Source organism: Shewanella sp. VK101 (assembly GCF_056497865.1).
Window position 1 is genome coordinate 129148 of record NZ_CM151402.1, and the last position, 23711, is coordinate 152858.

17 protein-coding genes are annotated in these 23711 nt (G+C 52.8%); 10 read left to right on the top strand and 7 right to left on the bottom strand.

Translation table 11 applies throughout. The features are described from left to right. Positions 1-8: 8 nt before the first annotated feature. Positions 9-920: a cation diffusion facilitator family transporter gene (locus tag ACSHSR_RS00600; RefSeq protein ID WP_025010789.1), complete on the top strand. Its 912-nt coding sequence runs from the start codon at positions 9-11 to the stop codon at positions 918-920. 21 nt (positions 921-941) lie between these two features. Here the strand turns inward: ACSHSR_RS00600 and hmpA are convergent, their stop codons facing one another. Continuing rightward, a complete protein-coding gene (gene hmpA / locus ACSHSR_RS00605; RefSeq protein WP_479631171.1) occupies positions 942-2132 on the bottom strand; it encodes an NO-inducible flavohemoprotein in 1191 nt (396 codons plus the stop codon). 389 nt (positions 2133-2521) lie between these two features. Here hmpA and ACSHSR_RS00610 point away from each other — a divergent pair, with 389 nt between their 5' ends. Next, a complete protein-coding gene (locus ACSHSR_RS00610; RefSeq protein ID WP_479631172.1) occupies positions 2522-4708 on the top strand; it encodes an OsmC domain/YcaO domain-containing protein in 2187 nt (728 codons plus the stop codon). A gap of 753 nt (positions 4709-5461) precedes the next feature. Then, positions 5462-6475, top strand: coding sequence for an IS110 family RNA-guided transposase (locus ACSHSR_RS00615; protein ID WP_107006003.1), 1014 nt, complete (start codon positions 5462-5464; stop codon positions 6473-6475). Positions 6476-7622: 1147 nt separating this feature from the next. Here ACSHSR_RS00615 and ACSHSR_RS00620 read toward each other — a convergent pair. Both ACSHSR_RS00620 and hutI read right to left on the bottom strand, forming a co-directional pair. Then, positions 7623-11228 carry a YobI family P-loop NTPase gene (locus ACSHSR_RS00620; RefSeq protein WP_208144231.1) on the bottom strand — a complete coding sequence of 1202 codons (3606 nt, stop codon included), beginning with the start codon at positions 11226-11228 and terminating at the stop codon, positions 7623-7625. Between the two features lie 382 nt (positions 11229-11610). Then, on the bottom strand, positions 11611-12837 hold the full coding sequence (gene hutI, locus ACSHSR_RS00625) for an imidazolonepropionase (RefSeq protein WP_167716682.1): 1227 nt from the start codon (positions 12835-12837) through the stop codon (positions 11611-11613). A 146-nt stretch (positions 12838-12983) separates the two neighbouring features. On the opposite strand from hutI, the gene hutC reads away from it, so the two are divergent. The 3 genes from hutC to hutH are packed head-to-tail and all read left to right on the top strand — an operon-like array spanning position 12984 to position 16965. Beyond that, positions 12984-13706 (top strand): histidine utilization repressor, encoded by a 723-nt coding sequence (gene hutC / locus ACSHSR_RS00630; protein ID WP_025889536.1) that lies wholly within the window; start codon positions 12984-12986, stop codon positions 13704-13706. Between the two features lie 47 nt (positions 13707-13753). Next, entirely contained in the window at positions 13754-15424 is a 1671-nt protein-coding gene (hutU, locus tag ACSHSR_RS00635) for a urocanate hydratase (RefSeq protein WP_190534135.1), read from the top strand. Next, positions 15424-16965 (top strand): histidine ammonia-lyase, encoded by a 1542-nt coding sequence (gene hutH / locus ACSHSR_RS00640; RefSeq protein WP_208189669.1) that lies wholly within the window; start codon positions 15424-15426, stop codon positions 16963-16965. Before hutU ends, hutH begins: the two co-directional genes overlap by 1 nt. 124 nt (positions 16966-17089) lie before the next feature. On the opposite strand, the gene ACSHSR_RS00645 is transcribed toward hutH, so the two are convergent. Continuing rightward, positions 17090-17773 (bottom strand): DUF3157 family protein, encoded by a 684-nt coding sequence (locus tag ACSHSR_RS00645; protein WP_208189672.1) that lies wholly within the window; start codon positions 17771-17773, stop codon positions 17090-17092. Between the two features lie 511 nt (positions 17774-18284). On the opposite strand from ACSHSR_RS00645, the gene ACSHSR_RS00650 reads away from it, so the two are divergent. Next, entirely contained in the window at positions 18285-18719 is a 435-nt protein-coding gene (locus ACSHSR_RS00650; RefSeq protein ID WP_054745069.1) for a hypothetical protein, read from the top strand. A gap of 129 nt (positions 18720-18848) precedes the next feature. Then, positions 18849-20129, top strand: a complete 1281-nt coding sequence (locus tag ACSHSR_RS00655; protein ID WP_025889546.1) for a mechanosensitive ion channel family protein — start codon at positions 18849-18851, stop codon at positions 20127-20129. A gap of 30 nt (positions 20130-20159) precedes the next feature. Here ACSHSR_RS00655 and ACSHSR_RS00660 read toward each other — a convergent pair whose 3' ends face one another. Together ACSHSR_RS00660 and ACSHSR_RS00665 are read right to left on the bottom strand one after the other, a co-directional pair. Continuing rightward, the gene (locus ACSHSR_RS00660; RefSeq protein ID WP_109248578.1) at positions 20160-20780 is read right to left on the bottom strand and encodes a LysE family translocator; all 621 of its coding nucleotides are present in this window, start codon (positions 20778-20780) and stop codon (positions 20160-20162) included. A gap of 64 nt (positions 20781-20844) precedes the next feature. Further along, entirely contained in the window at positions 20845-21402 is a 558-nt protein-coding gene (locus ACSHSR_RS00665; protein WP_479631173.1) for a lysophospholipid acyltransferase family protein, read from the bottom strand. A 443-nt stretch (positions 21403-21845) separates the two neighbouring features. Between ACSHSR_RS00665 and ACSHSR_RS00670 the strand changes: the two genes are divergently transcribed. Both ACSHSR_RS00670 and ACSHSR_RS00675 read left to right on the top strand, forming a co-directional pair. Then, positions 21846-22259, top strand: a complete 414-nt coding sequence (locus ACSHSR_RS00670) for a YybH family protein (protein ID WP_479631174.1) — start codon at positions 21846-21848, stop codon at positions 22257-22259. A gap of 62 nt (positions 22260-22321) precedes the next feature. Continuing rightward, entirely contained in the window at positions 22322-22891 is a 570-nt protein-coding gene (locus ACSHSR_RS00675; RefSeq protein ID WP_479631175.1) for a Tll0287-like domain-containing protein, read from the top strand. On the opposite strand, the gene ACSHSR_RS00680 is transcribed toward ACSHSR_RS00675, so the two are convergent. Next, positions 22854-23633: an NRDE family protein gene (locus ACSHSR_RS00680; RefSeq protein ID WP_107353014.1), complete on the bottom strand. Its 780-nt coding sequence runs from the start codon at positions 23631-23633 to the stop codon at positions 22854-22856. The genes ACSHSR_RS00675 and ACSHSR_RS00680 overlap by 38 nt on opposite strands. Positions 23634-23711 lie beyond the last annotated feature (78 nt).

The window sequence follows — 23711 nt, forward strand, 5'->3', positions numbered from 1 at the left end:
AACAATAGATGTCCAGAAAAGCCAGAGCCGCCATGGTCTCGGTCTGCTCCAATATTTCGCTGATCATCATGAAGGTGGCGGCGGGTATTGTCAGTGGCTCGGTCAGTATCATTTCAGAAGCGATTCACTCCGCCATGGATTTGGTGGCGGCCTTGATCGCCCTGTTTGCCGTGCGCCGCGCCGATGTGCCGCCTGACTGGGATCATCCCTACGGCCACGACAAGATAGAGAATGTTTCCGGGGTTATTGAGGCGCTGTTGATTTTGGCGGCGGCCGGCTGGATTATTTTCGAGGCTGTCGGCAAGTTGCTCAGCCCCTCAGAGGTGGAAGGCCTGGGCTGGGGGGTATTGGTGATGCTGTTGTCGGCGCTGGTTAACACAGGCGTCAGTGCCTATCTCTACCGGGTGGCCAGGGAAGAGCAATCGGTGGCGCTTGAGGCCGATGCCCTGCACCTTAAGGCCGATGTGCTCACCTCGCTCGGGGTAGCCGTGGGGCTGCTGCTCATCTGGGTGGGTGGTTATTTTGGCCATAATCTGGCGCTGCTGGATCCCATAGTGGCCATAGGGGTGGCACTGTTTATTCTCAAAGAAGCGATAAGCATGTTGGATCAGGCCTTCAAGCCGCTGCTGGATCACAGCATCAGCGAAGAGGAGCTTAACCAGGCCGCCGAGATAATCGCGCACCACTGTCCCAATGAAGGCGGCTTTCACGACTTGCGTGGCCGTCAGGCGGGCAGACGGCGTCATATCGACTTCCACCTGACCTTGCCCAAGGAGATGAGTGTTGGCCATTCCCATGCCATTTGTGACCGTATCGAGCAGGCCTTGATGGCTGCCATCCCCCATGCGGCGGTGTTTATCCATGTGGAGCCGCTGGAAGAGCAGCCCGAAGAAGAAGGCTTACTGCAACAGGGCGCCTGAAGCGGCGCCCGTGTGGCTGCATCAGAGCCCTTGATGGGGGCCGAACACTTCATAGTGGATCTGCGTTTCCCCAATACCCAGGGCCAGCAACTGCGCCTTGATGCTCTGCATAAAGCCTATGGGGCCACAGCAGTAGAATTGGCCCTCGGATGGCAGCATGGCCGCTATCGGTTCCAGCACCATGGTGCCATTCAGGTCATAATCCTGTCCCTGAATATCAGTCTCAAGCGGCTGGCGATACCAGGTCAGCGCCTTGAGATTTGTCTGCTCGGCCTGTTTGCGGCGTATATCTTCGGCAAAAGCGTGCTGGGCGCCATTTTCACAGGCATGCAGCCATAGTGTCTCGGCGCAGTCTTGCTGCAGGCGGCTGTTTAACATGCTCAGCATAGGCGTCAGGCCAACTCCGGCAGATAGCAGTACAACCCGGGTGTCAGGCTCAGTATTCAGGAAAAAATCCCCCGCCGGCGGGATCAGCTCAAGCTCGCTGCCAATATCGAATTCATTATGCAGCAGGTTGGAAACCAATCCTTCGTTTTCACGTTTAATGCTGATGCGATAGTTGCGGCCGTTGGGGGCATCCGACAATGAGTATTGGCGGATCTCGGTATGGGCCAGCGCCGGATGGCTGAGTTTGAGGTTCAGGTATTGCCCCGGCTTAAAATCGGCCACAGGGCCGCCATCCTTGGGCGTGAGTTCGAAGGAGGTAATGGCGGCAGACTCGCGGCGTTTGTTGCTGACAACAAAGGTGCGGGTGCCGCTCCAACCTCCTTGTTTGCCTGCGGCATCGGCATAAATCTGTGCTTCGCGGCCAATAAAGATATTGGCCAACACCCCATAAGCCTTCTCCCAGGCGCCCAGTACCTCTGGCGTGACGGCATCGCCACCGAGTTCTTCCAGAGTGGCTAGCAGATGCTTGCCGACTATGGCGTATTGCTCGGGTTTGATCAGAAAGCCTGTGTGTTTCTGGGCAATTCTTTCCACGGCTTCACCGAGAACGGCCAGATTGTCGATATGTTGGGCATAGGCGGCGACGGCATTGAACAAGGCTACAGGCTGATCGCCCTTATGCTGATGAGCCAGGTTGAACACATCTTTCAATTCAGGATTGTGGTGGAACATGCGCTGATAGAAGTGTTTGGTCAGCGCTGGGCCGGCGGCAACCAGCAGGGGAATAGTACTCTTGACCACTTGGATAGTGTGTTGATCCAACATAAAGACAACCTCAAAGATTCATTTAAGTTATATGTTCCGCGATAAAATAAACATGCATTTGATTTGGATCAATAAGAATCCTGACTGGATCTGTCAGGCATTCAGTATGGTTCGCAAAAACACTTGTGTGCGTGATATGTGTCTATGTTTTATCGTATCTGGATCCTGATTCTGGCTTGTTCGCTTCTTTGGTTCGCTTTTCTGCTGCCGGTGCCAAGTTGGCTTCAGTGGCCAACAGTCTTGGCCAACAATGACTTTTGCCGCTAAAAAGCGGATAATTCCCCCAATTTTGCTCAATTTGACCCAGATCACAGCCGGTCGCCGGTTTTACCGCTGCGGCGAGTGTCATCGGGAGAGCGGGAAACCCCGCCGGAACTCGGAACTATCCAATGGAAATCAAAGTAAATTTTCTCGACAACCTCAGACTCGAAGCCAAGTTTGATGACTTCAGTGTCATTGCCGACCAGCCAATCCGCTACAAGGGCGATGGCTCGGCACCGAGCCCGTTCGACTACTTTCTGGCTTCATCAGCGCTGTGCGCGGCCTATTTTGTGAAGGTGTACTGTGTCGCCCGCGATATTCCTACCGAAGGCATTCGCCTGTCGCAAAACAACATAGTCGACCCGGAAAACCGTTATAACCAGATCTTCAAGATTCAGGTGGAACTGCCGGACACCATCTCTGACAAAGACCGTGAAGGCATACTGCGTTCCATCGACCGCTGCACGGTGAAGAAAGTGGTTCAGACCGGCCCCGAGTTCCAGTTGGAAACCGTGGATAACCTGGATCAGGACGCCCAGGCGATGCTGATGCTTAAGCCGGATGATAGCCACAGCACCTTTATTCTGGGTAAGGATCTGCCGCTGGAGCAGACCATAGCCAACATGACCAACACCTTGGCCGAACTGGGGATGAAGATAGAGATCTCCTCCTGGCGTAACCTGGTGCCCAACGTTTGGTCGCTGCATATCCGTGACGCCGCTTCGCCCAAGTGTTTTACCAACGGCAAGGGCGCAACCAAAGAGAGCGCGCTCTGCTCGGCTCTGGGCGAGTTTATCGAGCGTCTCAGCTGCAACTTCTTCTACAACGACCAGTATTTCGGCCCCGAGATCGCCAACGCCGAATTTGTTCACTATCCCAATGAGAAGTGGTTCCAGCCCGGCCCCAACGATGAGCTGCCGGCCGGGATCCTCGATGACTATTGCCTGGAAATCTACAACCCGGATGGTGAGCTCTGCGGCTCCAACCTTATCGACACCAACTCGGGCAATGTCGAGCGCGGCATCTGCGCCATTCCTTATGTGCGTCAGTCCGATGGCGAGACTGTGTATTTCCCCTCCAACCTGATTGAAAACCTGTATCTCAGCAACGGCATGAGCGCAGGTAACAACCTGGATGAGGCCAAGGTGCAGTGTCTGTCCGAGATTTTCGAGCGGGCGGTGAAGCGCCGCATCATAGAAGAGGAAATCGTTCTGCCTGAGGTGCCGAAAGCCGTGCTGGCCAAGTATCCTTCGGTAGTGGCCGGCATAGAGGCGCTGGAGGCTCAGGGCTTTCCGCTGGTGATCAAGGATGCCTCCCTCGGTGGCCAGTTCCCCGTCATGTGTGTGACCCTGATGAACCCCCGCACCGGCGGTGTATTTGCCTCCTTCGGCGCCCACCCCAGTTTTGAGGTGGCGCTGGAGCGCAGCCTCACCGAACTGCTGCAGGGCCGCAGTTTCGAGGGCCTAAACGATGTGCAAAAGCCTACTTTCAACAGCATGGCGGTGCAGGAGCCGGAGAACTTTGTTGAACACTTTATCGACTCCAGCGGGGTGATCTCCTGGCGCTTCTTCAGTAGCAAGCCGGACTATGAGTTTGTCGAATGGGACTTCTCCGGCAGCAACGCCGAAGAGAGCCAGAGCCTGTTCGGGATTCTTGAAGAGATGGGCAAAGAGGTCTACATCGCCGAGTTTACCGAGATAGGCAATGCCTGCCGGATCCTGGTGCCAGACTTCTCCGAGGTGTATCCGGTATCGGATCTGATTTGGGACAACACCAACAAGGCGCTGGACTACAGAGAAGATATTCTTAACCTGCATCGCCTCAGCGACAGCCAACTGCAAAGCCTGTCCGAGCGCCTCGAAGACAGCCAATTGGATATCTACACGGATATCATCACCCTGATAGGCATAGAGTTTGATGAAAACACCGTCTGGGGCCAACTGACTATACTCGAACTCAGATTGCTGATCTGTCTGGCCATAGGTGAACTGGAAGAAGCGCTGGAGCTGACCGAAACCTTCCTGCAGTATAACAACAATACCGTCGCTCGCGGCCTCTTCTATCAATGCTTGCAGGCGGTGTTGGAGATCAGCCTGGACGATGAACTCGAGCTGGACGACTACCGGTACAACTTAGGACGCATGTTCGGCCAGGAAACCCTGGATGCCGCCATTGGTTCGGTCAATGGCACAGTGCGCTTCTACGGCCTGACCCCAACCAATATGCAGCTCGAAGGCCTGGAAAAACACCAGCGGCTGATCGAAAGCTACAAGAAGCTGCATGCTGCAAGGGCTAAGCTGGCCACCAAGAAGTAGTTTAAGTTCAAGGGGCGTGTGTGCCCCTTGATAATCCTTATTTGCAACAACGGCTTTCGGCGACCCCGAGGGGGAGTCGGTGCAATTCCTCATCCCAAAGTGTCGTATTCAGCTGCAGATATACACCTAATTCCAGGCACAGGCGGAACTGTGACCTTCCGAGCCAGGGATGGCGAGGCAGAGCTTACAAGGACGTACTCGCAGCGTGTCACAGGATCGCCTGTGCGAGAGCCCACCGCAGGTGATGGGCTACACCGTGGCCGGAAGCTAGGCCAGTACTAACTTAGCTATTTAGAAGCGAAGCTATGATAGCCGCTGTGCCAGCGGCCTAAAGTCGTGGAGCTTCGCCCCACACCCGACCAAGAAGGGATCAACAGCAATCCCCTCTTGGATCTCCCTTGCCGCCCCACACGGTGTCGAAAGCCCCTCGGCCTAATGGCGCAAATAACTACCGCTTCAGACGCTCATCCCTGATTCGACTGTCGCTGCTTCGGCATCCATGCCTCAGCCACGTTATTTGCGCCAACGGCTTTCGGCGACACCGAGGGGGAATAGGTGCAATTCCTCATCCCAAAGTGTCGTATTCAGCTGCAGATATACGCCTAATTCCAGGCACAGGCGGAACTGTGACCTTCCGAGCCAGGGATGGCGAGGCAGAGCTTACAAGGATGATGGGATGGACACCTCTTGTTAAGAAGGCGTCATTAGCGCCATATTGAATTTGCACATTCAAACAACAAAAGGTGTCCTGACATGAACGTTACACTAATTGGAATTGATCTCGCAAAAAATATCTTTCAGGTCTGTGGTGTTAATCAGGCGGGGAAATCTGTCTTTAATCGTGCGGTAAAACGGTCTCAATTATTAGCAACGCTACGGCACTATCCTGATGCTGTGATTGCCATGGAAGCCTGTAGCGGCTCTAACTATTGGGGAAGAGAGTTGCTCAAGCTTGGCTACGAAGTGAAGCTGATCCCACCACAACATGTAAAGCCGTTCGTCAAAGGCAACAAAAACGATCGCAATGATGCATTTGCCATCTGTGAGGCGGCTCAGCGGCCAAATATTGTCTTTGTAAAGCCACGAACCTTGGAGCAAGTTGATCTAATTTTAGTGCATCGAATTCGTGAACGCCGGATACGGGAACGCACAGCATTGAGCAATCAAATACGTGGGCTACTTAACGAGTACGGCATTGTTTTTCGCCAAGGTAAAACTCCTTTTATCACTGAGTTGCCAGAAATCTTGGCAACTGAAAATAATGGCTTAACAGTGACCGCGCGTCGCTATATTCGAGAGTTACTTGATGAGCTTAGAACCATTGATGCTGCAATTAAAACCACAGAAAAAGAAGTTCAAGCACAAGCTAAAAATCACCCTGATGCTAAACGCCTAACAGGTATACGTGGTGTTGCTGAAATGATTGCTACCGCTGTAGTTTCATTTGCTGGTGATGGTTCTGGCTATAAAAATGGCCGTCATTTCGCGGCAAACCTCGGCTTGGTTCCCAAGGAGTTTTCCAGCGGCGGGAAACAAAAACTTGGCAGTATCACTAAGCGGGGGAATAGTCACTTGAGGCGATTACTCATTCAAGGTGCTTGGTCAGTCATTAGGTATGCGGACAAAAGTAATGATCGCATTTCACAGTGGGCGTTAAAGCTTATCGAGCGCCGAGGAAAACACAAAGCCGTCGTAGCTGTAGCCAATAAACTTGCAAGGATCATTTGGGCGATGCTGTTTTATCGTACAGAGTATCGGCCAAACTGATAGGAGATAGTCACTTCCTAAAATGCAAAAGTAGCTAATGAAGTAACAGGTAATACCGGCCTTTGTAAAGCAGCTCAAGTACAAGGAACTTTGATTCCGGAGGGATGATATGCAACAAGGGCGCGGTTCTCATTAAGGCCAGAGGATAAAGGTCCTCATAAACAGGTCGGATATACGTACGCAGTATTACTTCTGTTACCCATAAAAGCGTTGATATGATCGAGGTGTACATATATGTACTCGCAGCGTGTCACAGGATCGCCTGTGCGAGAGCCCACCGCAGGTGATGGGCTACACCGTGGCCGGAAGCTAGGCCAGTACTAACTTAGGAACTTTTAGCTAGAAGCGAAGCTATGATAGCCGCTGTGCCAGCGGCCTAAAGTCGTGGAGCTTCGCCCCACACCCGACCAAGAAGGGATCAACAGCAATCCCCTCTTGGATCTCCCTTGCCGCCCCACACGGTGTCGAAAGCCCCTCGGCCTAATGGCGCAAATAACTACCGCTTCAGACGCTCATCCCTGATTCGACTGTCGCTGCTTCGGCATCCATGCCTCAGCCACGTTATTTGCGCCAACGGCTTTCGGCGACACCGAGGGGGAATAGGTGCAATTCCTCATCCCAAAGTGTCGTATTCAGCTGCAGATATACGCCTAATTCCAGGCACAGGCGGGACAGTGACCGTCGAAAACAGGGACGTTTTCGTCGAGCGCCCAAGGATGGGTTTACAGCGTGTCACAGGATCGCCTGTGCGAGAGTGCACCGCAGGTGATGGACTACATCATGGCCGGAAGCTCGGCCAAAGCCTATTAGCGACACCTAGGGGGAAGTCAGTGCCACTCTTTAAGGCTTAAATGTACTGACTCAACACTATCTGACTGATCGTACACCTGCACTCGACGCCCATGCAGCTCACTTCTGGACAAAAGTGTGTTAGATTCCCAACCCTACTTTTTGAGTTTCGGATTAAAATTTCTATGGAGATAACACTGGAGTTAAGTTGTGTCGCGTGGCTATGTCAGCTTGAACGACTTGTATGGCAACAGGTGTGGGAATTTTAGACTGAGCTAACAAGCCGAAACACGGAATGGGGCATCGCCGAGTTACGAGCTCTGAAATCGCCACCACTTCACTATACGATGTACACCTCTCAATGCCTGTAGAGATTAATTTTTAGTTCTTCAGCGAAAATCCCCTCTTTCCATGACGAAATAATGTTTCTTGAATCGAGCCACCGGACTAAATCATTATTTTCCGGAGTGTTATGCAACCTAGGTGTGCTGTACCCAGTTTTTATTTCGGAAAATGGTTTGGGTAGATTGAATAAAACACTACGTACTTCGCTATCTGTCAAAAGAGAGTGGTATTTGTTAAACAGTGAAATTTGTGTAGCTATGGGTGAAGAATACCTTATCAGGGGTCGTATGATACTCCCATTAACGTTTGATATCTTACCTTCGGCTTTATCGATAATTGGGCCTATGAGTGCTGAACGTTTGGGAAGATTCTCTAGTGATTCTAGATCCATTAACTCAACGATCCTAAGCTTGTCTAAAATATCAATTTGTGTTCGAAGAAGCTCCTCAAGGAAGTCATCATCAAGTGAATAGTTGTCTGGGGCCATAAGATACATATCGATGTTGGCCGCGACGAACAGAACCTGTAAATCACTGTGGTCAGAGAGCTTATCGAGACTCTCCTTAGTGAAGGTGATTTTTCCCTCACTGATAAGGATACGAAGCTTGTTGGGCTCGAGTTCACTTGGTGGGTTCTTAAACGAATTCGGCAGAGCGCGAGCATATTCTTTGTAGGCTGCATCAGACAGAGAACCCGAATTTACGAGGAACTGGTGCAGCTTTAGTGAAGCCGAATCACTAGGCATGGGTTGTTCCAAGATAATTTTACGAACATCTGCTCGATCAAGATATCCGACTAGGCTATTTGCTTCGAACGTTTTACTGTCAATGAAAGAAAGACAGTTCGCCCAAGTTGGTTCGATTGTACTTAATTGAAACAACATTGAGTGTAACCTCTCAGGCACAGCCTCTAGAGTTGGAAGTAGGGTTGTTTGCCGTTCAAGAAACACCTGAATATCATCTTGTTCAAAAGTATCGCATTGAATCACTCTTAGGATAGCTGAAGCATCCTCGCTAGTATTTTCTGAGAGCTCCAAAAGTATATTTGTAAAGTAGTAGTCGAAATCGAGCTCGATCCGCTTCATCAAGATTGTATTATTTGTCGAACGTATAGCAGTGAAGTTCATCGTTCGTAGTGGCTCAAGATCGTTCTCTCCCAAAATCACTTGCCAGATGTATTCCAGATTTGACATAGTGAGTTCATAAAGCCCTTTCTCGAACATCGTACGTACAATTTCAGAGTGTTCTTTGATGGAATTTAGATCTTTCACTTTAAAATCGAGACATGTAAGGCGCTTCGGTGCTAACTCTGATAAATTCACCAGTATCTCTGGAAGATGAACAGAAACAAATTCTGGCAGCTCGTCAAAATCCTTTGAGAGCATTTTTAGCGATTTTTCAGGCAGGTATGCGACCAATTGAGTGATATGGGAGATGTTGTTGGGGCTTGCTATAACAGCAGGGATGTAACCATCCCATGCATTGGCTAGTCCTGAGATAAGTCCGGCTACATCGCTGCCGCTGTTGTAATAGGCATCTAAAAAAACCTCGCAGCTCTCAAACTTCGTAGAGAGGTACAGAAAAAGCTTCTTTATTTGTTCATTGTATCTATTCCGCTCACTCAAGAGAGTATCAACAAGCGTGATGTTCAACACATAGCTTTGCCTGAAGTCTTCACTTCGCATAGCGGCAATAACTTCTAGTGGATTATCCAGCGGAAAACTAGGCTCTGGAGTGGCAAATGCTCGTATTTTGATCAAAAACTTGTTGTCATTCGGCGATAAACGGCCCGAGTGAAAGAGTGAGGTGTATTGATAGTATGTATCGTCAATATGACCCTCTAGAAGCAGAAAACGGGCAAGATCCCCATTTTCCCCGAAGGTTTCAAAATGATCCAGTAGACTATTGGTATTCATACGCAACAACTCGTGGATCTTGGTGGTACGTAGGGTTGCAATTTTTGATCTTAGCTCACTTACTCTACGCAAGCTTTTGTTCTTATTCTCGGCCGCCTTACTTTCGATTATTTCCTTGCGTTGCTGGTAAGATTGCTGAGGATCAACCTCGCGTTGTAATTTTAAAATATCGAGATCCTGTAAATGACCATAGTTGTTTTGGTAGAACAGACGTGCAGTCTCAAACAGTTCATCGAATGCGCTGTGACTGGCAAGTTGAGGAATAGAGACCCAACTATTCCTATCATGACTAACATTGAGAGTATTCGCTGGAAGTTTCTCTATCACAGCCATAGCATAGATTTGCCGCAACTCTTTCAGGTCCGAGGGAGTTTGCCGCTCTGCGATTTCAAGCTGTTCTTCAAGTTCTGAGATCTCAGTCTTATACGCCTTTTCAGCAGCCCCAATAAGCCCATCTTTTAAGTTCAATAATTTGCAAAGGTTACCCGCGCCGCGGTGCAGTTGTTCAAAGTCACTTGGATAAACGTTTTTATAGATCAGAATCGCAAGAAGCTTGTTTACATCAAGCAGATTCTCTCCATGTGTTTCCAAATTAGCCACATAAATGGCGTATTCATTAAAGATGTTTCGAATCAACCTCAGGTCATTTAAATATCGTGAGACCTCTCTTAGAAACTGCCGTTCAAGGCGCCCGTCGAGCTCAAGTCTTCTTCCCTGATCTAACACCATGTCGATAGAATTCGATGTGTTAATGATAGGTATGACGGGTATGATGAATTCAAAAAACTTGGTTCGGTCGGTATTGAGAAACATGTCGTCACGCAGAGCGTAAAGGAACTTGATAGCGCGTTTCACTCCTGCGTTCTCATTCACGAGCCTATTAATTTCGCGCAGTGTGATAAAAATGTCCGCATTGTTAAATCGGTCTAAATCCTCAATGATTACAAGCTCGTACTTGGTTGACTGGAAGAAGTAGATTATTTCGTCTAAGTGGCGATTCAATATGGACGCCTGATCATCAGATGCAGGCTTTATCTCAACGTCTTTCAACGAGATGCTTTTTAGTGACAGACCGAAACTCGCCACATAAAAGTGGTGCAGTGTCACCCAAAGGAATGTTGCCGCAAGCAGAAATATCCCCAGATGAAACCAATGACTGAGATCGAAAGGAACAAAATATTTACCGCTGATGATATCTTCTCGCTGACTGAGTACGTACCAAATCGCGAGTATTCCAAGCATTATGTAAAGAGATTTAAGAAAAGCCCATAAGCCAGGCGACTGAATTCTTTTGAAGCGCGACAGGGGAAGTTTGTTTGCATCAGCACCGTACAATATTTGCTGCAGGATGCTTCTCTCAATCTCTTGACGGTTCACAGGACTTCCTGAATCAGCCTCGGGAGCGAAGGAAGCAAGAGATATTTGAAGCGCAGGTCGCCGATATTTCTTCAAGAAGGATTGGATGATACTGCTTTTTCCTGACCCATAGGGGCCAGTTAGAGCAATATTGGATACTTTCGCATTGTTCGTTGCATATAGAATCGCTTCGGAGTACACGCCAGTTTTGTCGGCTTCATCAGTTGGTGCGAGGTCTACGAATTTAGATTGTTCTTTATCTGAATGATCAAAACTTTCAAGCCATGAAATAACATAACTGAGCCAACTTGAAAGTAGGTGTCTAAAGGGAGTGATTATTTTTATCATACGATGCTTGAATTAGCTTGACCTAAAAGCGACTGAATTCTATAGATACTTTGTAGTATTCCTCCATTCTGGTCAATAGTTAAACACTGTAACCAATGATTAGTATCTTGTTTTAGAAACACTCCCTGTTATTACCAAGAGTAGGCCAACGAACAAATGTATTCGTTGACATTTTTATTGCTCGAAACACGTTTTGGGGCAAAACCAATCTCGGCCAATCTGTCAGATATGGTCACGTCAAGGAAACGAAACTGACAGATTGGATCCATGCTAATCCAGTTAAAACTGATGAGTCAAAGCTGTGCAGCTATTCCCTGGCGCTGGGAAGCTTGCGCACAAGCGACAGCAGGTCGGTGACCTACCATCCAATCACTTGGCAAACTTATTGATGGATAAGTTTGCCCCCCTTGATGACATCCACCAATGGATTCACGCCGTAGCTGTAGGCGAGTTCCGCTGGGGTTGAGATCCGCCACAGGCAGAAGTCGGCATCCATTCCCTGGCGCAGCATGCCTATGCGCTGTTCGCGACCCAGAGCGCGGGCGGCGTTGCGGGTGACACCGGCCAAGGCTTCTTCCGGCGTCAGGCGGAACAGGGTGCAGCCCAGGTTGAGCATCAACAGGGTTGAGCAGATGGGGGAAGTCCCTGGGTTGAAGTCGCTGGCCAGCACCATGGGCACCTGATATTGGCGCAACAAGGCTATCGGTGGCATCTGGGTTTCCCGCAAGAAGTAAAAGGCGCCGGGCAACAAGGTGGCGCAGGTGCCGCTCTCGGCCAGGGCCTTGACCCCGGCTTCATCCAGATACTCGATATGATCCACAGACTTGGCCCCCAGACGGGCGGCCAGTATTGAGCCGCCCATGTTGGAGAGCTGCTCGGCGTGCAACTTGATATCCAGCCCTTTGGCCTTGGCGGCGCTGAGAATGGCTTTTGTCTGTTGCAGGTCGAAGGCGATATTTTCACAAAACACATCGACGGCATCGGCGAGATCTTCCGCCAATACCTGAGGCAGCATCTCCTCGATCACCAGTTGCACATATTCCTGCTCCCGGCCTTGATATTCTGGAGGGAAGGCGTGGGCGCCCAGGAAGGTGGTGACCACATCCACATGGTGGTGTTTACCCAGCTCGCGGGCGACCCTGAGCAACTTGAGTTCGGTGGCGGTTTCCAGCCCGTAGCCCGACTTTATCTCCACCGTAGTAACCCCTTCCTTGGCCAGGGCGTTGAGACGGCGACGAGCCTCGTCGAACAGTTCGGCCTCGCTGGCCTCTCGGCAGGCCTTGACCGTGCTGATAATGCCGCCACCGGCACGGGCGATTTCTTCATAGCTGGCGCCCTTGAGACGCAGCTCGAACTCGTTGGCGCGGTTACCGGCAAACACCAGATGGGTATGGGCATCTATCAACCCGGGCGTCAGCCAGCCGCCTTTGCCCTTGTAAACCGGAGTTGCCAGCACGTCGAAGGCAGGCAGTTCGCTGCGCTTGCCAATCCAGGCTATTTTACCATCTTTTACTGCCAGGGCTGCGTCGGTGATGGCACCATAAGCCTCTGATACAGAAGGGTCCATAGTGGCAATATTGATATCTATCCAAACCTGATCCCAGGACATGCTTGCTCCTTGTTGTTTGCCTTAAAGCCGGCCGCGGTGGCGGCAACCGCCGTGATTTTGTGAGCTAACTTGTATTTACTTGTATATACAAGCTAGGATTATAGCCGAGTTTTTCAGCAGATTGAAACCAACACAGAGTCGATTCGATGAGCACAGCCAAGTTCGCCCGCATTAAACAGTACATCTCAGACCGCATTGAGTCAGGCGAATGGGTGGAGCACTCCAGGGTGCCTTCCGAAAACCAACTGGCGGAGCTGTTTGAGTGCAGCCGGATGACGGCCAGAAGGGCCTTGACCGAGCTGGTGGACAACGGCGTGCTGGAGCGCAGTCAGGGGCTGGGTACCTTTGTGGCCGAGTTCAAGTCGCAGTCATCCATGTTGTCTATCCGTAATATCGCCGATGAGATCAAGGCCCGCGGCCATGGTTACAGCGTGCAGGTGTTGGAGCTGACAGCCATAGAGGCCCTGGCGCCTATCGCCATCGCCTTGGGGTTGGAGACCGGCAGCCGGGTGTTTTACTCGGTGCTGGTGCACTGTGAAGAGGGGTTGCCGCTACAGCTCGAAGAGCGTTTCGTGAATCCCCAGTTAATCCCCGACTATCTGCAGCAGGATTTCAATTTGCAGACCCCTCATGAATATCTGTCGCAGGTGGCGCCTTTGACCGAGGCACGCCACACGATAGAGGCGATAGTCGCCAATGAACAGATACGCGCCCGCTTGGCGATTCCCGCCAGCGAGCCCTGTTTACAGATACTGCGCCGCACCTGGTCACGCCAGGGGGTGGTGAGTTTTGCCCGGCTGATCCATCCCGGCAGCCGCTTCCGTCTCGGAGGGCATTTGACCTTCAGAGGCGAACATAAAGCTAAATAAAAACAACAAAATAAACCACAAGACAAGCAACAGAGGAATGGAAGTTTATGGATAAGAGACATGATCCGGCGCGCAAAATCATTGCGCCGACCGGCACCACTCTGAACTGCAAGAGCTGGCAGACCGAGGCGCCGCTCAGAATGCTGATGAACAACCTGCATCCGGATGTGGCCGAGCGCCCCGAGGATCTGGTGGTTTACGGCGGCATAGGCCGCGCCGCCCGCGATTGGCAGTGTTTCGATAAAATCGTCGAGGTGCTCAAGCGTCTGGAAGAGGATGAAACCTTGCTGGTGCAATCCGGCAAGCCGGTGGGAGTATTCAAGACCCACAGCGATGCCCCCAGGGTGCTGATCGCCAACTCCAACTTGGTACCCCATTGGGCCAACTGGGAACACTTCAACGAGTTGGACAAGCAAGGGTTGGCTATGTACGGCCAGATGACCGCTGGCTCCTGGATCTACATAGGCACCCAAGGCATAGTCCAGGGTACCTACGAAACCTTTGTGGCCGTGGCCAAGCAGCATTTCGATGGTGAAGCCAAGGGCCGCTGGATCCTGACTGGTGGCCTGGGCGGCATGGGCGGTGCCCAGCCTCTGGCCGGTACCATGGCCGGTTTCTCTGTGCTGACCTGTGAAGTGGACGAGACCCGTATCGATTTTCGTCTGCGTACCCGTTATCTGGACAAGAAGGCCTACAGCCTGGACGAGGCACTGGCGATGCTGGAAGCCGCCAAGGCCGAGGGCAAGCCGGTTTCCGTCGGTTTGCTGGGCAATGCCGCCGATATCTTCAGTGAGCTGGTTGAGCGCGGCATTACTCCGGATGTAGTGACAGACCAAACTTCGGCGCACGATCCGCTGAATGGCTATCTGCCTCAGGGCTGGGCGCTGGAGCAGGCCAAGGAGATGCGCCTCAAAGACGAGGCCGCTGTGGTCAAGGCCGCCAAAGCTTCCATGGCGGTGCAGGTTCAGGCCATGCTTGCGCTGCAAAGCCGTGGCGCCGCGACCCTGGACTATGGCAATAACATCCGCCAGATGGCGTTTGACGAAGGAGTGGCTAACGCCTTCGATTTCCCCGGTTTTGTTCCCGCCTATATCAGGCCGCTGTTCTGTGAAGGCATTGGCCCGTTCCGCTGGGCGGCGCTCAGTGGTGACCCTGAGGATATCTACAAGACAGATCAGAAGGTGAAAGAGCTGATCCCGGACGACCCACACCTGCACAACTGGCTGGATATGGCCCGTGAACGTATCGCCTTCCAGGGGCTGCCGGCCCGTATCTGCTGGGTTGGCCTCAAAGACCGCGCCCGGCTGGCGCTGGCCTTCAACGAAATGGTGAAAAACGGCGAGCTGTCGGCGCCTGTGGTCATCGGCAGGGATCATCTGGATTCCGGCTCTGTGGCCAGTCCCAACCGGGAAACCGAATCCATGCTCGACGGCTCGGATGCAGTCTCCGACTGGCCGCTGCTCAATGCGCTGCTCAATACTGCCGGTGGCGCCACCTGGGTGTCGCTGCACCATGGTGGGGGTGTCGGCATGGGCTTCAGTCAGCACTCCGGGGTAGTGATCCTCTGTGACGGCAGCGATGCCGCCGCCAAGCGGGTATCCCGGGTATTGTGGAACGATCCGGCCACGGGCGTGATGCGTCATGCCGATGCCGGCTATGAGATTGCCAAGCGCTGTGCCAAAGAGCAGGGCCTGGATCTGCCTATGTTGGAGGACTGATGATGACCACTCAAATCACTCTGACACCGGGAAGCCTGACACTGTCTGAACTGCGCAGCATCAGCCGCGCGCCAACCCAGCTGCAATTGCACCCGGAATCGCTGGCGGTCATCAACAGCAGCGCCGCCGTGGTGCAAAAAGTCTTGGATGAGGGCCGCACGGTTTACGGCATCAACACCGGCTTTGGCCTGTTGGCCAACACCAAGATTGCCCCGGTGGATCTGGAACTGCTGCAGCGCTCTATCGTGTTGTCCCACGCCGCCGGTACCGGCCAATTGATGCGGGATGAAACCGTGCGGCTGATGATGGTGTTGAAGATCAACTCACTGTCCCGCGGTTTTTCCGGGATCCGTCTCGAGGTGATCAACTTCCTGATCGCCCTGGTCAATGCCGGTGTCTACCCTTGCGTACCCGAGAAGGGCTCAGTGGGCGCCTCGGGCGACTTGGCGCCGCTGTCGCACATGTGTCTGCCGATCATAGGCGAGGGCGAAGTGCGTTATCAGGGGCGCATCATGCCCGCCATCGAGGGCTTGAGTATCGCCGGTCTGAAACCGATTGAATTGGCTGCCAAAGAGGGCCTGGCCCTGCTCAACGGCACCCAGGCATCGACGGCGCTGGCGCTGGAAGGTTTGTTCCACGCCGAGGATCTGTTTGCCGCTGGCTCTGTGGTCGGCGCCATGAGTGTCGAGGCGGCCATGGGCAGTCGCAGTCCGTTCGACCCGAGAATTCATGCGGTGCGCGGCCAAAAGGGCCAGATAGACTCGGCGGCAGTATTCCGTCATCTGCTGGGGAGCGGCTCTGAGATTGCCGAGTCACACGCCAATTGTGAAAAGGTGCAGGACCCTTACTCCCTGCGCTGTCAGCCACAGGTGATGGGCGCTTGCCTGACGCAGATCCGTCAGGCGGCTGAAGTGCTGGAAATTGAAGCCAACGGCGTGACAGATAACCCGCTGGTGTTTGAAGATACCGGCGAGATCATCTCAGGCGGTAACTTCCATGCCGAACCTGTGGCCATGGCGGCGGATAATCTGGCGCTGGCGATTGCTGAGTTGGGGGCCATCAGCGAGCGCCGCATTGCGCTGCTGATCGATTCCAATCTTTCCAAGCTGCCGCCATTCTTGGTGGAAAACGGTGGGGTTAACTCGGGCTTTATGATTGCCCAGGTGACAGCCGCGGCACTGGCCAGTGAAAACAAGACCTTTGCTCATCCGGCCTCTGTCGACAGCTTGCCGACCTCGGCCAACCAGGAAGATCATGTTTCCATGGCGACCTTTGCCGCCCGCAGGCTCAGGGATATGGCGGAAAACACCCGCGGAGTGCTGGCAGTGGAACTGCTGGCCGCGGCCCAAGGGCTGGATTTCCGCTCGCCGCTGCAGCCAAGCCCGGCGGTAGCCAAGGCCAAGGCTGAACTGCGCGAGCGGGTTGCCTTCTATGACAAGGACAGGTACTTCGGTCCGGATATCGCCAAGGCCACCGAGCTGCTGGCGAGTGGGTGCTATAACGCCTATCTGCCAAAGGAGCTACTGCCAAGCAGCCTCTGAGCCGGGAAGCGCCGAAAGGGCCAGCAGGCCCTTTGGCATCTGACGGTAAAAGAGTCAGTATATGAAACACAAAGAGCGCCATTTGGCGCTCTTTGTTTATTGAAAAAAGACAATGTATTCGGCGTTACCAGGTATCCAATTCTGTGATCTTCAGATTCAGCAGCTGCTTTTGCCACTGGTTTTTATCTACTCCTTCAACCCAGATCACCGAGGATTGCCGCTGCTGGCCCTTGCGCAGATAGGTTTCCGGCATACGTTTGATGGCACGCCAGACCTGCAGCTCCTCTTCTTTCATCTTGCGCCCCTGATCGTTATAGAAGCTGGCACTGATCAGGACTTCGACCATATCTTCACTGCTGTTGCTGTCAAGCTCGAAGGTCAGGCCCAGTTTGTCGCCTTGCCACTGCACCTGCTGCAATGAAACGCTGATCCCTTCTCTGGCTGTCTTGCCGAGCAGTCCGGGAGTGGTCATGGCGCTCTGGGTCAGTTGCTCGACGACTGCGGCTTTGCTTGGCTCTGGCTTGGTGGCCATTTCCACTGCTGCCGCTGTGGCGGCTGTGGTATGGGCGGCCGTATTCGGCATCTCGGCAACCACTTCTTCAGTGGTCGTTTCGGGTTCGGCGGCGCTGATCACCGCCTCCGTGAGCACATACTCCCAGGTGAAGTCATCTTTGAGTATGACTCTAGCGCCGTTTTCAAGAGTGACTTCGGCCACCTGAGCCGGCTCGGCGATGGCAAAGCTTGAGCTCAGTATCAGTGCCAGGGCGCTGACGGCAAAGCTGGGTTTGAAAAGATTTTGTTTCGACATGAAAAAATTCGCTTGGCTGAATCCTGCGTCAACAATAACCGGGCTAACCTGGGCTGGCAATGACGAAAAACACAAACTTGGTTGCTTGGCATACAGCAAGCCGGGGTTGTATGTTCGAGTGCCTGTGCTTGGGGAAGGTGCGAACAAGCGCCATGCGTGCTCTGCGTTGGCTTACCGGGTTGGATACCAGGCGTGGTTCGCAGTAAATGACCCAGTCCTTTGCAATAAGGTGAGGTTGTTGCCCGCTAATGTGTCAGCCTTGACTGCAAAGGGTGTCAGAATTTTCTTGTCGGCGACTTTGGCTCTGGGTATGCCTGAAGGGTAAGGGCATTATGATCTTTTATGCTTTGGCTGCGGTAGAGAGTCCTATGACACATCCACCCGGCTTTGTGGCGAATTAAACCATTCAATGAAACAATCGCCAAGTTTGTAACTCTTTGGTCAGCGTTTACTTACAGCATACCCCCCTATATGATCCCGCTCTTAGTCTATTTGATAGTTTGGAGAGGGTATGCCGTCGAATACCAAGGCCTGGTTGTCGAAGGCTCTGCAATTTGGCGGGGGATGCTTTTACCTGTTGCTGGCCTCATGGAGTCTATTCCATGTGGCAGGTTGGGTGGGCACGCTACCTGACCATAGCGAGCACTGTCAGGAATCGATACTGCTGAGTAGTTGGTCGCCGGATAAAGATTGGCAGGCCGACATCAGTTTTTCCAACTGCAGCCTGCACGGGCACGGACATTGGCAGAGCCATCTGGACTTGACTGATCTTGAGTCGGGTGAGCATTTTCCGAGTTTGCTGGTGGTATCTGGTCGCCACGATGAGTTGAAGCTCGACTGGCACAATCACAGAGAGTTATTGATTTCCGGGCTTCCCATAGATCACCTGGAGCACTTCCAGCAGCCATTGGGTGCCGAAGTGGTGCTCGCCTTAAAAGGTGATTGAGCGCACGTTTTCCTGTGCGGACGGGATCGACTGTTCAGCCAAAGTTAACACCTGTATGTTACTCTGCAACCTGACTCAGGTTTGAGTCGGGATGAGTGATTTTTCTCTGAGAGGTTAATTTTGGATAACTTGGACAAAGACTTGAGATTCGAACTGTCACACTGGTTATCGCAGCTGGGTATCGATAGCCAGCCAGCCGACGGTTTGTCCACTTCGCTCATGGTGCTTGCCTGCCTGTTGTTGGCGGGACTGGCTTATTTCATTGTTCGTCGCGGTGTGGTGCGGGCGATGAACCTGGTGATTCAACGTTCCAAGGTCACCTGGGACGACATCTTTATGCGCCACAGAGTGTTGGAAAAGCTGGCCATGCTGGTGCCGGCCCTCGTGCTCAACCTGCTGATCCCCATAGCACTGACAGACCATAAACTGCTGGCCAGTCTGGTCGACAGGCTGCTGAGTGTCTGGCTGGTCGTCTTGCTGATCCGCGCTGCCTATTCGGCATTGGATGCGGTAAACGAGGTGGCGGATGTTAAGCTGATTAGCCGTCGTCTACCGGTGAAGAGCTTTGTGCAGTTGATAAAGCTGTTCCTGTTCTTCGTTGCCATCATTATTTCCATCTCTGTGCTCGCCAACCAGTCTCCTGTCTACTTCCTCAGCGGCTTGGGTGTCGCCACAGGTTTGGTGATGTTGGTGTTCAAGGACACCATTCTGGGGTTTGTTGCCGGTATTCAGCTGGCGGCTAACCGCATGGTCAGCACCGGCGACTGGATCCAGATGGATAAATACGGCGCCGATGGCGCGGTGGAAGAGGTGTCGCTGACAACGGTCAAGGTTCGCAACTGGGACAAGACCATCACAATGATCCCGGCCTATGCGCTGGTATCAGACGCCTTCCGTAACTGGCGTGGTATGTCTGAGTCCGGCGGCCGCCGAATCAAGCGCTCGGTCAACATAGATATCAACAGCATACGTTTTCTGACCGAAGAGGACAGGAAGAAGCTGGAGAAGATTAACCTGTTGAAAGAGTATCTGCCGAAGAAGATCCATGAGATCACTGAATGTAATGCCAAGGTGTCGGATATCGAAATGCCGGTCAATGGCCGCAGGCTGACCAATGTGGGAACCTTCAGAGCCTACCTGCTGGAGTATCTCAAGCACCACGACAAGGTGCATAAGGAGATGACCCTGATGGTGCGGCAGTTGGCACCCACCACCGAAGGTCTGCCGATCGAGTTATATATCTTCACCAATGATACCCGCTGGGCATATTATGAAGATATTCAGTCAGATATCTTCGATCATATCTTTGCCATCTTGCCACAATTCGATCTGCGTGCCTTCCAGGGCCCAACCGGCAATGATATTCGCAGCTTAAAAGATAATGGAGCCGGTGCAAATAAACCCACGTAGGCTTATTTACACCTTCCCTAAAGCCCTTCCTTAATCTTTAACGGCCAATACAGTGGCGAGGGTGACAAACACCCCGCCACTGACACGATCCAACCAATGCAGCCGTTGGCTGCGCTTAAGCCATGAGGCCAGCACACTGGCCATAGAGGCGTAAATCATCACAAAGCTGAAGTCTACCAAGGCCCAGGTGGAAGCCAATACTGCCAACTGAGGTCCCTGGGGTGCGCTTACATCGATAAACTGTGGAAACAGGGCGGCGAAAAACAGCAGGTCCTTGGGATTGCTGATCCCCACCAGAAACGCCTGTCGAAACAAACTGAAAGGATGGCCATGTCCCTTGGGGCCGACACTTTGCTCGGCCGCATGGGGCTTGGTGAGCAGCAGCTTAATCCCCAGATACATAAGGTAAGCGGCACCGCACCATTTGAGCAGGGTAAAGCCGTATTCGCTGGCATGCAGCAGGGCGCTCAGTCCGGCGATGGAAGCCAGCATCAACAGCAAGGCCGCCGTGACACTCCCCAAGGCCGTGGCCAGACTGCGGCGTTTACCAAAATGGATCCCGTGAGAGATAGATAACATGGCGATCGGGCCGGGGGAGATGGCTATCAGTAAGATCGCAAACAGGTACAGCAGGAAGGTCTGGTGATCCATAATTTTGTATACAAAGTTTCCGGGTAAGCGTCACTATAGTCCCGTGACGCCTGCCGGACAAGACTCACTTGTCCGCTGAATAGTCCGGAATCGCCTTGGGGAAGCGGCCGCGAATACCGCGGTAGAAGGCGATAAGCTGATCCATGTCTTGCTGCATGTCCGCACTCGGTATCAAAGGCTGATTTATCACTACCGCCTTCTGGCTGAAGTCCAGCCCCACGGCCACAATCGGTACCCCTGCCTTGGAGGCGATATGGTAGAAGCCTGTCTTCCAACGTTTCACCGGGCTGCGGGTGCCTTCCGGTGCCAGCGCCAGCTTGAAGTTGGGATCCTGACGATACAACTCGCTGACCGCATCGACCAGATTATTGTTTTTGCGTCTGTCTACCGGGCTGCCGCCTATGGCTCTGAAAAACCAACCCCAGGGAGGAATGAAGAGTTGATGCTTGCCGAGAAAGTGGATCTTGGCCGTCAGAGCCCCACGGGCGAGCACACCGAGAATAAAATCCCAGTTACTGGTGTGGGGGGCCACTATCACCAGATATTGCGGGGAGTCGGGCAGTTGTCCGTGAATTTGCCAGCCGAACAGAGAAAGCAGCCATTGGCAGATTTTTTTAAACATAGAGAGATGCCAAACCTTGGGTTGATTAAAGGTATAGTCCAAAAGTGGTTAGGGAGACGTCAGTCCTGTGCTTGGCGAAGACTTTCATTGACTTAACATAAACCTTCACTTAAGCAGTGGCCGAGGGAAAACATGATTTCAGCATTATCCTGTTTGTGCAAGCCTGGGTTCTTCTTCCTGAACACAGCCTGGCCGTCCACATCATACCAAGACGATGATTTACCCAGATCTTTCCCTATCGTACAAGGTAAGATGCGAACGAATCTCATATGTGCTCTGCGTCGGCTTACAGGACGGGATGCAAGGCATGGTTCGCAGCAAATGGCCCTGGTCCTTTGCAAGAAGCACTTCCCAAACAGATAGGTTAGTATCATACATAGAAGCCCAGTGACTGTGGCGACACAGTTTCCGGGTCTTGTTCAGGGAGGTGCAAAGGAGGGAGTATGAAAAAATTAATCTTTGGGCTCCTGTCTGTACTGCTACTTGCGATCGCCCCGGCCAAAGCGGTACCGACAGATGAAATTACCGAGTTGCTTAATCGTCAGCAACAAGCCTGGAATCAAGGCGACATCAATGCCTATATGTTGGGCTACTGGCACGATCCCAAGCTGAGATTTGTCTCCAAAGGCGAGTTCAGATATGGCTGGGACAAGATGCTGGCTGCCTATCAGCGCAGCTATCCGGATCGCGCGACTATGGGCCAGCTCAAGGATGTGCAGATGTTGAGTAACTATTCCGCCTTGGTGGCCGGTCGTTGGGTACTGCTAAGGCAAAAGGATAGTCCATCCGGGGTCTTTACCCTGTTGCTGGAGAAGAAAGACGACCACTGGGTAATCACTCACGATCACTCATCATGACTTGCATAGGGAATTAGATTTATCTAATATCTATCCATTAAAAAAATCTAATGGAGTGCCCTATGTTGAAACCTACACTTATCGCCTTGCTGGCCTTCGCCTTGGTGAATCAAGCCATAGCCGAGCCGGCAACGGCAGAATTCAAAACCGAGGCGGCGGCGCTGGCCAAGCGCTTTGCCCAAACACTCAAGCCGCAACTGCAGCAAGCTCTGGCCGAAGGTGGCCCGGTGGCAGCCATCGAGGTTTGTTCCCATAAGGCGCCGGAAATTGCCCGCCAGCTCTCGGCCGAGAGTGGTTGGCAGGTGAAACGTGTCAGTCTGAAACCCCGTAATCCGGCGGCCGAGCCGGAGGCTTGGCAGCGACAGGTATTGTTATCATTCGATCAGCGGGCCGCAGCCGGTGAAGACCCGCAGACTCTGAGCCAGGTTGCCCAGACAGAGTCACAGCTGCGTTTTATGAAGGCCCAGGGCGTAGCGCCGCTTTGCCTCACCTGCCACGGTAGCCAATTGGCGCCCGAGGTCAAAACCGCATTGGATGAGTACTACCCGAATGACAGCGCCAGAGGTTATCAGCCGGGGCAGATCCGCGGCGCTATCAGCATAGTGGCTCCGCGTTTGTCAGCGCAAAACTGAACTGCTCCAACCCCAATTGCCGCCCCTTGCCATCATACCTGGCTTCGTAAAAGTTCAGCTGACCCTCGCGGGAGAGGAATATCAGGCTGGTGGCCCGGGTGCCGTATTCCGGGTGGCGAATATAGATGGACGACAGACGCCGCTCCCATTCCAGGCTGACACCTGTGGTTGGCAGGCTGGTGTCCGGCGCCGGGGTCTCATCACGCATTATTGCCAGCAGCTTATCTATATCCGGCTTGGCCGATTGGCTTATCAATCGCTCCAACGCCTGCTCGCCGCGGGCCATCTTGGGCCAGATATCATCCAAGGCACCATTGCTGATGGCGTGAAAGCCCCTGTTCAAGCGGCGCAATGACTTATCCGGGCTGTGATAACACCAAAAGTGCTTGCCCTGGCCGAAAACCAGATTGAAAGGATTATAGTTGTCGCTGTGCTCGCTGAGCCATTGCGGCTCTATTGGCGTTTGGCTATCGAGCGCCTTGAGTACCAACTCCCCGCGGCTGCGCATACCATCCGGCTGAGTGATCGGCTGACGGATATTGGTGAGGCCGGCCACCGTTCCCAGGCGATTGCAGCCAAGCCAGGTACCCCCTGCCTGCAGATCCTTACCCGCCAGCAGTTGCTGCTGTGGTGGCCAAAAGTGTGCCGGGGCCGTGGGCCTGTGATGAAACTCATCGCGGTTGGCGCAGAGGATCAGCGGATAATCCGGATGCTGATCCAGCGCCAGAAACAGAATGCACATGGGCTGTCCTTATGCCTGGTCTAAATGCGGGCTTATCCCACAAGTTAGCCAACAAAGGCGCCAATTGACAGGGTTAAA